At 41.6% G+C, this 13,345-nt stretch carries 16 protein-coding genes, 1 tRNA gene and 1 pseudogene; 12 read left to right on the forward strand and 6 right to left on the reverse strand.

Annotation, left to right across the window (positions count from 1 at the left end):
• Positions 1-67 precede the first annotated feature (67 nt).
• Together glyQ and VB654_RS22425 are read left to right on the forward strand one after the other, a co-directional pair.
• The gene (gene glyQ, locus VB654_RS22420) at positions 68-1,120 is read left to right on the forward strand and encodes a glycine--tRNA ligase subunit alpha (protein ID WP_416235704.1); all 1,053 of its coding nucleotides are present in this window, start codon (positions 68-70) and stop codon (positions 1,118-1,120) included.
• Positions 1,121-1,520: 400 nt separating this feature from the next.
• A complete protein-coding gene (locus VB654_RS22425) occupies positions 1,521-3,878 on the forward strand; it encodes a ComEC/Rec2 family competence protein (RefSeq protein WP_323216043.1) in 2,358 nt (785 codons plus the stop codon).
• Between the two features lie 103 nt (positions 3,879-3,981).
• Here the strand turns inward: VB654_RS22425 and VB654_RS22430 are convergent, their stop codons facing one another.
• Entirely contained in the window at positions 3,982-5,310 is a 1,329-nt protein-coding gene (locus tag VB654_RS22430; protein ID WP_323216044.1) for a GTPase family protein, read from the reverse strand.
• A 171-nt stretch (positions 5,311-5,481) separates the two neighbouring features.
• Here VB654_RS22430 and VB654_RS22435 point away from each other — a divergent pair.
• The 4 genes from VB654_RS22435 to VB654_RS22450 all read left to right on the forward strand — a co-directional run bounded on the left by VB654_RS22435 (position 5,482) and on the right by VB654_RS22450 (position 6,999).
• Positions 5,482-5,552: transfer RNA gene (locus VB654_RS22435), tRNA-Gly, on the forward strand.
• A gap of 94 nt (positions 5,553-5,646) precedes the next feature.
• Positions 5,647-6,201, forward strand: coding sequence for a Uma2 family endonuclease (locus VB654_RS22440; RefSeq protein ID WP_323216045.1), 555 nt, complete (start codon positions 5,647-5,649; stop codon positions 6,199-6,201).
• A gap of 205 nt (positions 6,202-6,406) precedes the next feature.
• Positions 6,407-6,601 (forward strand): type II toxin-antitoxin system VapB family antitoxin, encoded by a 195-nt coding sequence (locus tag VB654_RS22445; RefSeq protein WP_089090727.1) that lies wholly within the window; start codon positions 6,407-6,409, stop codon positions 6,599-6,601.
• Entirely contained in the window at positions 6,598-6,999 is a 402-nt protein-coding gene (locus tag VB654_RS22450; protein ID WP_323216046.1) for a PIN domain nuclease, read from the forward strand. The genes VB654_RS22445 and VB654_RS22450 overlap by 4 nt, the downstream gene beginning before the upstream one ends.
• 683 nt (positions 7,000-7,682) lie before the next feature.
• On the opposite strand, the gene VB654_RS22455 is transcribed toward VB654_RS22450, so the two are convergent.
• The 3 genes from VB654_RS22455 to ndhC are packed head-to-tail and all read right to left on the reverse strand — an operon-like array spanning position 7,683 to position 9,293.
• Positions 7,683-8,210, reverse strand: coding sequence for an NAD(P)H-quinone oxidoreductase subunit J (locus tag VB654_RS22455; RefSeq protein WP_323216047.1), 528 nt, complete (start codon positions 8,208-8,210; stop codon positions 7,683-7,685).
• A complete protein-coding gene (gene ndhK, locus VB654_RS22460) occupies positions 8,203-8,940 on the reverse strand; it encodes a photosynthetic/respiratory NAD(P)H-quinone oxidoreductase subunit K (protein ID WP_323216048.1) in 738 nt (245 codons plus the stop codon). The genes VB654_RS22455 and ndhK overlap by 8 nt, the downstream gene beginning before the upstream one ends.
• On the reverse strand, positions 8,931-9,293 hold the full coding sequence (gene ndhC, locus VB654_RS22465) for a photosynthetic/respiratory NAD(P)H-quinone oxidoreductase subunit C (RefSeq protein WP_006197415.1): 363 nt from the start codon (positions 9,291-9,293) through the stop codon (positions 8,931-8,933). The genes ndhK and ndhC overlap by 10 nt, the downstream gene beginning before the upstream one ends.
• Positions 9,294-9,486: 193 nt before the next feature.
• On the opposite strand from ndhC, the gene VB654_RS22470 reads away from it, so the two are divergent.
• The 6 genes from VB654_RS22470 to VB654_RS22495 all read left to right on the forward strand — a co-directional run bounded on the left by VB654_RS22470 (position 9,487) and on the right by VB654_RS22495 (position 11,784).
• On the forward strand, positions 9,487-9,834 hold the full coding sequence (locus VB654_RS22470) for a rubredoxin (protein WP_323216049.1): 348 nt from the start codon (positions 9,487-9,489) through the stop codon (positions 9,832-9,834).
• A 91-nt stretch (positions 9,835-9,925) separates the two neighbouring features.
• Positions 9,926-10,945: a photosynthesis system II assembly factor Ycf48 gene (locus tag VB654_RS22475; protein ID WP_323216050.1), complete on the forward strand. Its 1,020-nt coding sequence runs from the start codon at positions 9,926-9,928 to the stop codon at positions 10,943-10,945.
• A 118-nt stretch (positions 10,946-11,063) separates the two neighbouring features.
• Positions 11,064-11,312, forward strand: coding sequence for a cytochrome b559 subunit alpha (gene psbE / locus VB654_RS22480; protein ID WP_194000794.1), 249 nt, complete (start codon positions 11,064-11,066; stop codon positions 11,310-11,312).
• A 9-nt stretch (positions 11,313-11,321) separates the two neighbouring features.
• Positions 11,322-11,459 carry a cytochrome b559 subunit beta gene (gene psbF, locus VB654_RS22485; RefSeq protein ID WP_089090733.1) on the forward strand — a complete coding sequence of 46 codons (138 nt, stop codon included), beginning with the start codon at positions 11,322-11,324 and terminating at the stop codon, positions 11,457-11,459.
• Positions 11,460-11,468: 9 nt separating this feature from the next.
• The gene (locus VB654_RS22490; RefSeq protein WP_015209609.1) at positions 11,469-11,588 is read left to right on the forward strand and encodes a photosystem II reaction center protein L; all 120 of its coding nucleotides are present in this window, start codon (positions 11,469-11,471) and stop codon (positions 11,586-11,588) included.
• Between the two features lie 73 nt (positions 11,589-11,661).
• Positions 11,662-11,784 (forward strand): photosystem II reaction center protein J, encoded by a 123-nt coding sequence (locus VB654_RS22495; protein WP_006197409.1) that lies wholly within the window; start codon positions 11,662-11,664, stop codon positions 11,782-11,784.
• A 219-nt stretch (positions 11,785-12,003) separates the two neighbouring features.
• On the opposite strand, the gene psaI is transcribed toward VB654_RS22495, so the two are convergent.
• Positions 12,004-12,114, reverse strand: a complete 111-nt coding sequence (psaI, locus tag VB654_RS22500) for a photosystem I reaction center subunit VIII (protein WP_071839278.1) — start codon at positions 12,112-12,114, stop codon at positions 12,004-12,006.
• A 111-nt stretch (positions 12,115-12,225) separates the two neighbouring features.
• Positions 12,226-13,345: pseudogene (locus VB654_RS22505) on the reverse strand (hypothetical protein); the annotation flags it as partial.

Genomic DNA, 13,345 nt, shown 5'->3' on the forward strand with positions numbered 1-13,345 from the left:
CTCCCCACAGTGCTAGGTTGTAGGCAACAATGGTTTATGCACTTTGTTGATTACGGGAGGGTAGAGCGTGAATTTTCAGTCTGTTATTACTTTATTGCATCAGTTTTGGGGTGAACGTGGTTGTTTAATTGCCCAGCCTTACGATATTGAGAAGGGGGCAGGTACTAAAAACCCGCATACATTTTTAAGGGCGTTGGGGCCGGAACCTTGGTCTGTTGCTTATGTTGAACCATGTCGTCGTCCTACTGATGGCCGTTACGGCGAAAATCCGAATCGTTTTCAACACTATTATCAGTACCAAGTTTTGATTAAGCCGTCACCGGATAATATTCAAGATATTTATCTCGATTCTTTGAGGGTTTTGGGCATTCGTCCAGAAGATCACGATGTTCGGTTTGTGGAAGATAACTGGGAAGATGCGACGGTGGGCGCTTGGGGTACTGGCTGGGAAGTTTGGTTAGATGGGATGGAAATTACTCAATTTACCTATTTCCAACAGTGTGGGGGAATTGATTGTCGTCCTGTATCTATTGAAATTACTTACGGGTTGGAGCGGTTGGTGATGTATCTCCAGCAGGTGGAAGCTATTACTAAGATTGATTGGACGGACACTATTACTTATGGTGATGTTTTTCTGCAAAGTGAGATTGAGCAGTGTACTTATAATTTTGAGGGGTCGAATCCTGAGTTGCTGCTGACACTGTTTAATTTATATGAGCAGGAAGCTGGTCAGTTAACTGAGCGTGGGTTGGTTGTACCGAGTCTGGATTATGTGATGAAGTGTTCGCACACGTTTAATTTGCTGGATGCTAGAGGTGTGATTTCGGTGACGGAACGAACTCGTTATATTGGGAGGATTCGTCATTTGGCTCGGAAGGTGGCTCATCTATATGTTGAGCAACGGGAAAGGTTGGGTTTTCCACTCAAAGATTTACAACCAGTTATGCATCCAGTTATACACCCAGATCCCATACAACCTTTACCGCAATTGGTTTCAGAGCCAAAAAATCCACAATTTATTTCAAATTCCGCAAATACAGCTAATTATCGATCTAATTGGGTGCTTTGGATTCCAATTGCCTTTTATGCTCTATGGGTAATACTTTCATTGTTTAAGTAAAAATCAATAAGATTCTTCACATCTTGTACCTAGTCCTGGCGATTAGAAATCGCGGCTATACAAACAAAGTCCGCCTTCGCGGACTAATGAAAAATCAAGAGTCTCAAAAGTCTCAAACCTGCATAGGAGAGTTTTGTCTGTGTAGCCCAATCTTCTAATCGGCTAGTGCAAGATGTCAGATACCCGATTTTCGATATTCACGAAACCAAAACGAATTACTATACACATCACCAAAAAAGATAAGGCTTTCTTTTAGTGCTTCCCCAGGTATTTTTAAATTAATTGTAAATACTATTTACTTAATAAGTATAAATAGTGGTTAGTTCTTTAGCATTCGGTACAAGGGTTTTCAGGGCTAAAGCCCTTACTACGAACACGTAAGTTTTTTTATGAGTGATTTATGATTCAGACAAGTGGTGCGTTTATCTGTTTTGGCTTTATTCTGGGATTGCTGCTGACGGGTGTTCCTGGGGGTGGGTTTTGGGTTCTGGGTTTTGGGGTTGTGGGAGCAGTTCTGTTTGGAAGACGCAGATTAGGGCGATTTGCTGAAAAATATGCAAATGCTGGTGGTAAAACTGAGGGTGTCCCTAATATTTGGCAAAATGCTCCCCATCCTAGAATATGCCTGGTTGCTGGGTTGGTGGGGTTGTTAGCAACTGGGTATTTTCAATGGCGATCGCCCCAACCAGATGAACATGATATAAGTACGTTTATTGCCTCAGAAAATAACGGTAATCAACAACAATTGGTAATTGTACGTGGGGAGGTGGCGAGTAATCCCCGTTTGACTCGTAGTCAACGAGGTCAATTTGTGTTAGCAGCTACTCAACTGGATGAGGTAAAAAATGAAACTGGCCCGGTAGATGTTTCTAAGGGTGTGACTGGTAAATTATATGTGACAGTGCCAATACTTCAGGCTACTGGGTTATATCCTGGTCAACAAATTGCGGTAACTGGAGTTTTATATAAGCCGAGGACTGCATCAAATCCTGGTGCTTTCGATTTTCAGAGGTTTCTTAAGCAACAGGGCATATTTGCTGGTTTGACTGGCAGACAGATTAATGTTCTTGATCAGTATGATGAACGTGAGTGGGGATGGTGGCAAGTTCGGCAACGCATTGTGCGATCGCAGGTTCGTTGGTTAGGTGTTCCAGCTGGCCCCCTTGTTAGTGCAATGGTTCTGGGTAGTAGGGCGGTTGATTTACCTTACGATATCCGTGATTTATTTGTGAAAGCTGGTTTGGCTCACACTTTGGCTGCTTCAGGATTTCACGTTTCTTTGGTCTTGGGTTTGATTCTACAGCTGACAAGGCGGGCATCTAAGGGAACACAATTTACTTTTGGCTGTTTGGCGTTAATTATTTTCCTGAGTTTAACAGGGTTTCAGCCTTCGGTACTGCGTGCCGTAATTATGGGTTTTGCGGCGTTAGTTGGTTTGCTGTTAAAAAGAAAAGTTAAACAATTTGGCTCTTTGTTATTAGCTGCAACTATATTATTGTTAATTAACCCTTTGTGGATTTGGGATTTAGGCTTTCAATTGAGTTTTTTAGCCACGCTAGGGTTAATTGTCACAGTTCCGGCACTTGTGAAACGCTTAGATTGGCTACCACTGGCGATCGCCTCTTTAATTGCTGTTCCTCTGGCTGCGACAATTTGGACTTTACCTCTGCAACTTTATGTATTTGGGGTAATGCCTGCTTATGCTTTGCTACTGAATATTATCAGTACTCCTTTGATTGCAACTATTAGTATAGGTGGGATTATTAGTGCGATCGCCGCATTAGTTTGGCCTGCGGGTGGTAGTGCTTTGGCTGGTGTATTATATTACCCTACTGATTGGCTGATTAAATTAGTAGAAGCATTTAGTAGTTTACCGAGTAATTCTCTCAGAGTGGGAAGTATATCTACGTTGCAGTTACTAGCGATATATGCAGTGATTATTTCGGTTTGGCTAGTACGTTGGTGGCAGAAACGCTGGTGGTTCGCAGGTTTAATCGCTATTAGTTTGGTGCTGATTCCATCTTGGTATTATACAAATACGTTATTTAGAATCACTGTCTTAGCCGCAGGTACAGAACCAGTTGTAGTCATTCAAGATCGGGGAAAGGTGACACTGATTAATAGTGGTGATCAGGGAACTGGACGTTTCACAATTTTACCATTTCTACAACAGCAGGGCGTTAATCAAATAGATTGGGCGATCGCTAGTAATTTTAAATATCAAGATAGCAATGCTTGGTTGGAAGTGCTGCAAACTTTACCGATTAAAAATTTTTATGAATATTCACCCAATCTCAAAAGTACCACTACTATTCAGGCAATTCAACAGGAAATCCAAAAGCAACAAGGAGCATATCAGCCTTTAGCACCTGGTCAAACTGTAAATACTGGTACGGTGGTGGCTCAATTAATTAATGAGCAGTTACCTGTTTTACAATTTCAAATTCAAGGTCAAAATTGGCTATTGGTAGGTAATGTTAAGCCTCAAGAAGTGGAACAGCTATATAAGGCTGGAAGCTTGATGCGCCCGCAAGTGTTGTGGTGTAGTCCTCAGTCTTTGAGAGATTTAGTACAAATGTTTCAACCACAGGTAGCGATCGCTTATAGTGCTAACCTTGATGCCAAAACTTTATCTGAACTGACTAAAAACAACACACAATTATTTTTCACTAGAGATGACGGCGCTATCCAATGGACACCCAACGGTCAATTTGAGGCGTTTGTTCAAGCAACTGAAAATAAATCTTCAATTTTTTGATCACAGAAGCTGGTTGGTGAATCAAGATATGAGTTTTTATCACGCAGAGGCGCAGAGTCGCACCAGAGGAAGAGTTTTAAAAATTGTGTTTGTCTAATGATTTTCAGGTTTTGATTCCTTTAAACATTTCCTGTGCTTTCTGAAAGGCTTCTTTGATCACTACCTGGATTTTTTGAGGATCAGGTTTCTTACCGCCCATCAAGTCACCAAAATAAACACAAGCACCTTCTCCCAGCGCCCAAGTGTAAGCAGCAGCCCAAGAAGCAGCGATGACGCTACCGAAACCAGGTACAAATTTGATTAACTCTCGTGCAACAGCTTGGGCTAAAAAACCACCTGCGATCGCACTAACAACACCTCCTGCCTGTGATGGTGTTACCGTTTGCCCATATAATTTTCCTAGCAGACCCACCATTGAGACTTGCAAGGAAGTTAAAACTGGCATAGTAGCGAATGGTAATGGCACAGCCGCCAAGGCCGCTGCCATAATCGAAAATGGTAAAATATAACGCCGACCAGCATCCCGGTAAATATCGCCCAGTTGCTTACTGGCTGCATCATCTAATAACTGATAAATTGCACGGGCTTCTGCTTCTGGAAGTATTTCCGCTAGGGAATCCCGTAATACTTCTAAGCCATAAAACACAGGATGATAGCCATCCTCTTCTAAAGTGAAGTCAATCAGGACAGAGCGATCGTATAATCCTGTAAAAGCTTGCTCAATGGCTGTAAAGGCGCGGTTAACTTCCTCATAGTCTGGTGGATAATCAGGATGGTCGGCTGTATTGGGGGGATAAACTTCATGTAAACAGGTAACAGCCAGTAGACAGGGAATCTCTGGGTACTGCTGACGGAGTTTTTCCGCAATTTGTCGCAGTGTCTCGGTGGCGAAATCATTGATTTTGACTGTCAAAATCAGGACTCTAGCCCGACGAGTCGATTCTTGTAAATCATTAATCAAATCCTGAATAACCGCTTGGGTATCCTGATTTACATCTCCCAGTCCCACCGTATCTGTAAAAATCAGCAACGGTAGTTCACTAGAAGGATAGGCGTAACGCTGGGTATGTTGAGTATGGGGGCGAAATCCCTGACCGATAATTTCCGCAGATACTCCCGTTAATCCCCGGACAATGGAGCTTTTGCCAGATTGGGGCTTACCAATGAGCAAAGCCTCTGTGGTTGGGAGTTCGGCTCGAACTGTCGCCAAAATCTCAGCTACCTCAGTTTCACTCACGCTAAACCATTGAACGATGGTTTGTGTTATTTGCTCTACAGGTACGAGATTCCCGAAGCGGTTTGTAGTTTTATTCCAGATATTAATAATACGGTTTGACCAAGCGCGATCGCCCGACTTATCTGTGCCATCAGTCGGCTCGGTAAATTGCTCAGAATCAACTGACTTCCGGTCAGCATCGGATTTCTTGGTCATTTTCCCATACTAGCAAAAATGCTGGACTTAAATATAGTTTGAAAATTATCTTGTGCAATACAATTATTGTATGCTATGCTTAGTCATGTCTGTGTGCGAGCTAAAACGTATCTCTATTTTGCGTAAAGTTAGTATATTAGGACATTAAGCTAATTAAATATCTCTGATTTTGCGGGCGTAGTTTAGTGGTAAAACTTTAGCCTTCCAAGCTAATAATGCGGGTTCGATTCCCGCCGCCCGCTTAAACGAAAAACCCCTGTAAGTTAAATCTTGTAGGGGTTTTTTAACAAATTGAAAACCTAAAATACAAATAAGAGAATTTGGCGAAGAAAAACAATGAGTACGCTAGTCAAATCCATCACCTTAGAAGAATTTCTGGAACTCCCCGAAACTAAACCAGCTTCCGAATATATTGACGGAAAAATTAGCCAAAAACCCATGCCTCAAGGAGAACATAGCCGTTTGCAAGGTAAACTGGTTGCTACTATTAATCAAGTTGCGGAAATTCCAAAAACTGCCCTTGCTTTCCCCGAACTGCGTTGTGTTTTTGGTGGTGCGGCCATAGTTCCTGATATTGCCGTATTTCGTTGGGAACGCATTCCCCGTGAACCAAGCGGCAGAATAGCCAACCGCTTTAAAACTCATCCCGACTGGGCAATAGAAATCCTTTCCCCAGACCAAAGCCAAGCCAAAGTTCTCCGTAACCTGCTGCACTGTTCCCAAAATGGCACAGAATTAGGCTGGTTAATTTTTCCAGAAGAAGCCAGCATTTTAAGCATATTCCCAAATCAACGAGTTGAAATGCTCACAGGTGCAGACTCTTTACCCATTCTCAGCAACATAGATTTATCCCTAACTGTTGAGCAAGTTTTTAGCTGGCTAACGCTTTAATTGCAACTGCCATAGTACATAAATACTAAATTCAGATTCACACTTTATACCGAAATGAGTACAAATGTTTTAATAATTTAGTTGACAACTTCAATGAATACGCTTTAACATTCAATTAAACGCTAATTCACCTTTGCAAATCGCCTCAAGTCAAGTTGAATTGATTATCAGAATATCCTATCCAGAGTATCCATGTAACCCTGTCATGATTAACAACATTGTTATTGATGAAAAACTTATAGATGATGCTATTAAAGCAACTGGAATTAAAACTCAAAGAGAAGTGATAGAACTTGGGCTGAAAACACTGATTAAACTAAAACAACAAGAAAAGATTAAAACTTATAGAGGCAATCTAAAATGGGAAGGCGACCTTGAAGAAATAAGAACAAATCAATGATTCTTGTAGATTCAAGCGTCTGGATAGACTATTTCAATGGCAGGGAAACCCCAGAAACAAATAAACTAGATGGTCTTCTGGGAGTAGAACCGCTTGCAATTGGCGACCTGATTTTGACTGAAGTTTTACAAGGATTTCGCTCAGATACCGATTATAGAACAGCAAATAAATTGTTAACTTCTCTGACAATTTTTGAAATGTTGGGTGTTAATTTTGCTCTCAAAAGTGTTGATAACTATAGATTTCTCAGAAAGGGTGGTATCACCATTCGGAAGACGGCTGATGTTATTATCGCAACTTTCTGTATTGAAACCCAAAACTCACTTTTATTCAGTGACAAAGATTTTTTACCATTTGTGGAACATCTTGGATTATCCAACGTTTCAACAGAAATATAAAGATTTGCTCGCACCTTGATAGCTTTAAAAAGCTTTAAAATGCTTACTAGCTCTGCTTCTTCCAACAATTAATTCTATTTTTTGGGAAAAATGTGATAGGCCTTAGACGTTCACTGTGTATACTGCCTATAGATATCTCAGCCTTAATTATTAGATTCAAATAGTAATCAAGAAATTGATTGAATTCACTTTCAGATTTAGCAATTGGATACGATCTATCTCCTCGACAACCTGGGAATGGTGTCAAATCAATTCAAAATTCAAAATTATTAATTCAAAATTAAAGACAATCAGTCGGGGCTTGTACCCACCACTGATTGAAGACTGCCAAATCAAAGATTATGGCAGGGGCTTGTACCCAGAATTAATCAATTACAAAATTTTATTTCTTCTTCATTTTGCATTTTGAATTTTGAATTTTGAATTCAAAAAAGGTCAAGCTTATAAAGTCTATATCATCCCTTTTAATCATTGGTTGAGAACAATCTTCTGGTTCATTTGAGGCTATCTTAATCACAAGCTTTTCAAATTCTCTTTGATCGTTGTCATTATACCTCATTATCAGCGAACCTTTGCGCTAACCTCCGCGCCCCTTTGCGTTAAAAAAACATTACCCCTCTCCGCGACCGGAAAGGGGCTAAGGTGAGTTAAACAAAATTCTCACTGCTGAAAATCAGCGCTACCTAATAAGCATCTTGTAACTCGTAGAAATCAGGCGAGATGTAATCCTTGCGTAAAGGCCAACCCACCCAATCTTCCGGCATCAAAATCCGCTTCAAATTCGGATGACCTTCATAGACAATGCCGAACATATCGTAAGTTTCGCGTTCTTGCCAGTCTGCGGTTTTCCAGATCCAGTAAACTGAAGGCACGCTGGGATTTTCACGAGGTAAGAACACTTTCACCCGGATTTCTTCAGGTTTAACAGCATCATCACCGACTTTAATCAAGTGATAGACACTGACTAAATCTTCACCAGGGCCAAGGTCAATACCAGATTGAAACTGAAGGTAATTAAACCCGTAAGCATAAAGGGCTGTAGAAATAGGCAGCAGAAAATCTGCCTCTACCTTAATGATTTCTACTCCAAGCTTATCGGGTTCCAAAGACTCATGGTCAAAACCATTTTCCGTTAACCATTGGGAAATTTGACCGGCTTTAACTAGAGACTCTTCTGCTGCTGGTACTGGTTTGGATTCTTCTTCAGCCACGGTTTTGCTCCTTCTCTTGTGTCTTTGCTGTTAGCAGCGCAGGTGGAACTGGCAAACCAATAGCTTCCGTCAATTCCTTGGGTGGTGTGTAGCGAGTTTCTGACTGCAAATATTTACCGGTTAAAATTTGCTCACTGGGCTTGAGATTGTGAGTTGTGCTGTAGAAACGGTGGGTTTGCTTCAGTTGACCCCGTTCCTGCATGGAATCGTTAGCTATCTTTTTCCGCAATTTAATAATTGCGTCAATAATCGCTTCGGGACGGGGGGGACAACCAGGCAAGTAAACATCTACAGGAATCAATTTATCAACTCCGCGTACAGCTGTGGGAGAGTCCATGCTGAACATCCCGCCAGTAATTGTACAAGCACCCATAGCGATGACATACTTGGGTTCGGGCATTTGTTCATAAAGACGCACCAATTGGGGTGCCATCTTCATGGTAATTGTGCCTGCTGTAATGATTAAATCGGCTTGACGGGGGCTGGAACGGGGGATAAGTCCAAAACGATCAAAGTCAAACCGGGAGCCGATTAAAGCTGCAAATTCGATGAAGCAGCAAGCTGTACCAAAAAGCAAAGGCCACAGACTCGAAAGTCTTGCCCAGTTATAAAGGTCATCAACTGTGGTCAGGATGACGTTTTCTGACAAGTCCTGTGTGATTGTGGGACGTTCAACTGGGTTAATGATTTGCTCTTTGTCTGGGGTGATTAAATTTGAATTCAAGACCATTCCAACGCTCCTTTACGCCAGGCGTAGACTAGGGCAACTACAAGAATTGAAATAAAAACTAAGGCTTCAATGAATGCCAAAAGCCCTAGACGATGGAAGGCAACCGCCCAAGGGTACAAGAATACGGTCTCCACGTCAAAGACGACGAAGACTAAGGCAAACATATAGTAGCGAATATTGAACTGAATCCAGGCTCCACCGATAGGTTCCATGCCAGATTCATAAGTAGTGCGCCGTTCTAGGCTGTTACCACTGGGTCGCAGGAGCTTGGAGGCTGAAAGTGCAAGGGCAGGGACTAGGCTACAGATGATGAAGAAGCCTAGAAGGTACTCGTAACCGCTGAGGACAAACACAATGAATATCTACCGCTTATGGTGTAAATAAGGCTGTTAGTTTCTTTTACATTATATCTGGTTGCTTTTGATGAAATCTGTGAAACAGAACGATTTCAGGTATTTATCGTTTTTGCAGATGATGGAAAAGTCTCACAGTTATGTCATAATTTGTAACGTATATTTAATATTTCTCCTCTGTGAGATTTTAGCCATGAGCGAACAAGCTAACGAACAAGCTGTTGAAACTCCGGCATTAGACCGTTATGAATGCCGTGCCTGTGGTTATGTTTACGAACCTGAAAAGGGAGACGATAGCCATAATATTGACCCAGGTACTCTGTTTGCTGAACTGCCTATAACTTGGCGTTGTCCAGTGTGTACGGCGAAGAAGATTGCTTTTGCCAATATTGGCCCTGCTGGTACGGCATCAGGTTTTAAAGAAAATCTTGGTTATGGTTTAGGTGTTAACACGCTAACACCGGCGCAAAAAAATATCCTGATTTTTGGGGCCTTGGCTCTGGGTTTTTTGTTTTTTATCAGTCTGTACGGCTTACAATAAGACCCGTTATCTTTTTTAGCAAATTTTAGAGGGCAGCGATCGCTACTCCGGTAAAAGATTTAGAAAAAAGTAAAAAATACTAATGCATTCAATGGGTATTATGAAAAGTTGGCAAAGAATATTTGCCTTGTTGATAGTAGTTTTCTTGTGTATAGGTTGTAGCAAAGTCCCCTCTACTGTCTCTAACCCTTGGGCGATTATTTCTGTGCCAACAGATTCAAAGCTGCTGGATATTGCCTTTACTGATAACCCTCAGCATGGTTTTTTAGTGGGTGGCGATGCGACCCTTTTGGAGACTAATGATGGTGGTGATACTTGGAACCCACTCACATTAGTACTCGACGATCCTAAGACTCGGTTTGACTCAGTAAGTTTTGCTGGTCAAGAAGGCTGGATTTTGGGTGAACCTTCACTACTGCTACATACTACTGATGAAGGTAATTCTTGGTCGCGCATTGCTTTGAGTGAAAAGCTACCTGGTAATCCCATTGCTATTTATGCCCTGGGAGAAAATTCGGCGGAAATGGCTACAGATGTGGGAGCAATATATAGAACTGAAGATGGTGGTATAAACTGGAAAGCTCAGGTGGAAGGAGCCGTTGGTGTAGTGCGTAATATGGAACGCTCTGCTGATGGCAAATATGTTGCTGTTTCGGCTAAGGGTAGTTTTTACTCAACTTGGGAACCAGGACAAACTACTTGGGAACCCCATAACCGCAATAATTCTCGCCGTTTAGAAAATATGGGTTTTGCTGAGAATGGGCAGTTGTGGTTACTAGCACGAGGGGGTCAGGTGCAATTTAGCGATCCCAATAGTCCTGAAGAGTGGCAAGAACCGCAAAATCCTGAATTGGCAACAAGCTGGGGTTTACTAGATTTGGCTTATCGCACTCCCAATGAACTTTGGATTGGTGGCGGTAGCGGTAATTTACTTTTAAGCTCTGATGGTGGGCAAACTTGGGAAAAAGATCGTGATGTGGAAGGAGTAGCGGCTAATTTGTATAAAGTTGTTTTCTTCAATCCTAATCAGGGATTTGTGATCGGCGATCGCGGCGTTTTGCTAAAATACCAACCAAACATTGCCGAAACCTCCTCACCAGAGGCTGCTTAGTGGCATGATAGGCTTCAGTATTCGTTCTGATTTCTGAGAAGGTCGTTGCAACTTGTAACTCTTTCTTAACTTTGTAGGATAATAGACAATAACAATCTTTGTGAAGGTAGGAATCTAAATGTCAGGTACCACTGGAGAACGTCCGTTTTCGGACATTATTACCAGCATTCGTTACTGGGTAATCCACAGCATCACCATTCCAGCATTATTTATTGCCGGATGGCTATTTGTCAGCACTGGATTAGCTTATGATGCTTTTGGCACTCCCCGTCCTAACGAATACTACACACAAACACGCCAAGAAGTGCCGATTGTAAAGGATCGTTTTGGTGCTAAACAGCAAGTTGAACAATTTATTGGAAAGTAGTTTGAGATCATGACTAGCGGAAATGACATAAATCAACCAGTTTCCTATCCCATTTTTACAGTGAGATGGCTGGCAGTTCATACTTTAGGCGTACCCTCCGTCTTCTTTCTAGGTGCGATCGCCGCCATGCAATTTATTCAACGCTAGGAGAAAATTATGGAAAGATCGCCCAATCCAAATAATCAACCGGTTGAACTAAACCGAACTTCACTATACCTGGGACTACTTTTAGTCTTTGTTCTAGGAATTCTGTTCTCTAGTTACTTCTTTAACTAACACAGAGCAAGTGTTGTAAATCTTTGTTTATTGAACTCAGTGTTAATTTGTTATTAAGGGAGGAGAGAAAGCTGTGTCTGCTGGAAGTGGAAGAATTCCCCTGTGGGTTGTCGCTACAATCGCAGGTTTAGGTGTAATTACAGTTGTAGGTATTTTCTTTTACGGAGCCTACTCTGGTGTTGGTTCTTCAATGTAAAAAGAGCTTGAGTCTGAATTTTCGGACAATTGTTTAAAAATTAGCATTAACAAACCGCTTGTTTCTGAAAGACAGGCGGTTTGTGTATGAAAGTGCTGAGTGCTGAGTCGTGAGTCGTGAGTGCTGAGTTCTGTTGATCAAAGCCTTGAGAGAAGAGGAGGTATGTCAATATAAATTGATATCCCACGCCTTAAAGACGTGGGAAAATCATTCTACTAATTAGCTGATATCATCGCGTTCGATGTATAACAGCAAAAACGCCATTGTCACTGCTGGAAAAACTAGACCAGTCAGAGGAACCAAGATAGAAGGCAAAAATGAAGCTGCCATAGTTAACTTTCCTATTGAATAATTAGACAATCCTCGAAAACGAGCTTACTGCAAAATTCACCCGATTTTTGAAATTCTCAAAATTATTAACACAACTCCTGTGTGATTTTTTCAAATCCCTAGTAATTCATCTAACTGTAAATTTGGCAAGTCTGGAGGAATCACAGTCCGCACCACTGTGACTTTGTGGCTTTCTTGTTGGGTAGCCTGATCAAAAGCGATCGCCTCCAAGCGAATTTCCAAGCAACCAAAAGGAATATTTAACTGAGTCATCACTTCTAAACTCCCCAAGGTGTTAGGTTGCAAGTCTGTGAGCAAATGGGGTCCATCTAGCAGCCAGCGAGTTTGGCAATCTTCCACCCATAATTTCACAACTATTTGCGGGGATACTTGAGGTAGTTCTACCCTAACCTTGACAAAAGTACCAGCAATTAGTTCGCCTTCTGGTACGTGTAATTGCGGTATTGGCAGAGACTCAACAATTATCCCTTCCATAAGTGGGGTACTGGACAAATCTGAGATTGGTGGTTCTTGATGTTCGGCAGAATGACTGTCTATCACATCCACGCCTATTTCAGTCCAGGTATCTTCAACAACAAATTCTTGTGTTAACCAAGCCGTAGGTGTTTTGGAATCATCAGTCGGTGGTGATTGTGAATCTGGAGAGGATATAGAAATTTCTGCTTCTACCTGTTCTAATGTTGTCATATTCTCTATTTCTACAACATTGGCTGCACTCGCCCTTTGCCTAGCATTCCGCAGTAAAGGTATCTGATTTGCGCTGATATCCTGATCCGTTACCGATTCTAGGCGAGATGAGTTAAATTCCACAGTTTGAGTTGGAAGTGGAACCTCTTCATCTGGTGTTATTTGCTGATCTAAAACCTCAATCATAGATTCAGGTAGAGAATATCCCCGGCTTTGCATCCACTTTCTAATCAGGGGCGATGAATAGAGATGACCTTCTGCATTGAATTCTATATCCGGTGGGATAGATACTTCTAAAGCTGATTCATCCTGAAACTTTGCATCACCAGTTACTAATTCTGGTGTATTTTCTTGATGCTCAGATTCCACTATATCGGTTTGCAAACAATCTTCATGAGCTTGGACTTCCAACTCATCAAGTGTACTACTTTCAAGTTCTACTGTTTTTGCAGGTAAAACTTTCAGGCGCTTCAAATAAGGAAAAGTGCTGTTCAGCATCCGCACACGCTGATTTTTAATCACC

Source organism: Nodularia sp. UHCC 0506 (assembly GCF_034931045.1).
Classification (GTDB): Bacteria; Cyanobacteriota; Cyanobacteriia; order Cyanobacteriales; family Nostocaceae; genus Nodularia.

What these genes read in the sequence shown, in the direction of transcription:
- VB654_RS22425 (WP_323216043.1), top strand. Translation starts at nt 1,521, where the DNA reads ATGATTCAGACAAGTGGTGCGTTTATCTGTTTTGGCTTTATTCTGGGA.
- VB654_RS22430 (WP_323216044.1), bottom strand. Translation starts at nt 5,310, where the DNA reads ATGACCAAGAAATCCGATGCTGACCGGAAGTCAGTTGATTCTGAGCAA.
- VB654_RS22440 (WP_323216045.1), top strand. Translation starts at nt 5,647, where the DNA reads ATGAGTACGCTAGTCAAATCCATCACCTTAGAAGAATTTCTGGAACTC.
- VB654_RS22445 (WP_089090727.1), top strand. Translation starts at nt 6,407, where the DNA reads ATGATTAACAACATTGTTATTGATGAAAAACTTATAGATGATGCTATT.
- VB654_RS22450 (WP_323216046.1), top strand. Translation starts at nt 6,598, where the DNA reads ATGATTCTTGTAGATTCAAGCGTCTGGATAGACTATTTCAATGGCAGG.
- ndhK (WP_323216048.1), bottom strand. Translation starts at nt 8,940, where the DNA reads ATGGTCTTGAATTCAAATTTAATCACCCCAGACAAAGAGCAAATCATT.
- VB654_RS22470 (WP_323216049.1), top strand. Translation starts at nt 9,487, where the DNA reads ATGAGCGAACAAGCTAACGAACAAGCTGTTGAAACTCCGGCATTAGAC.
- VB654_RS22475 (WP_323216050.1), top strand. Translation starts at nt 9,926, where the DNA reads ATGGGTATTATGAAAAGTTGGCAAAGAATATTTGCCTTGTTGATAGTA.
- psbE (WP_194000794.1), top strand. Translation starts at nt 11,064, where the DNA reads ATGTCAGGTACCACTGGAGAACGTCCGTTTTCGGACATTATTACCAGC.
- psbF (WP_089090733.1), top strand. Translation starts at nt 11,322, where the DNA reads ATGACTAGCGGAAATGACATAAATCAACCAGTTTCCTATCCCATTTTT.
- VB654_RS22490 (WP_015209609.1), top strand. Translation starts at nt 11,469, where the DNA reads ATGGAAAGATCGCCCAATCCAAATAATCAACCGGTTGAACTAAACCGA.
- psaI (WP_071839278.1), bottom strand. Translation starts at nt 12,114, where the DNA reads ATGGCAGCTTCATTTTTGCCTTCTATCTTGGTTCCTCTGACTGGTCTA.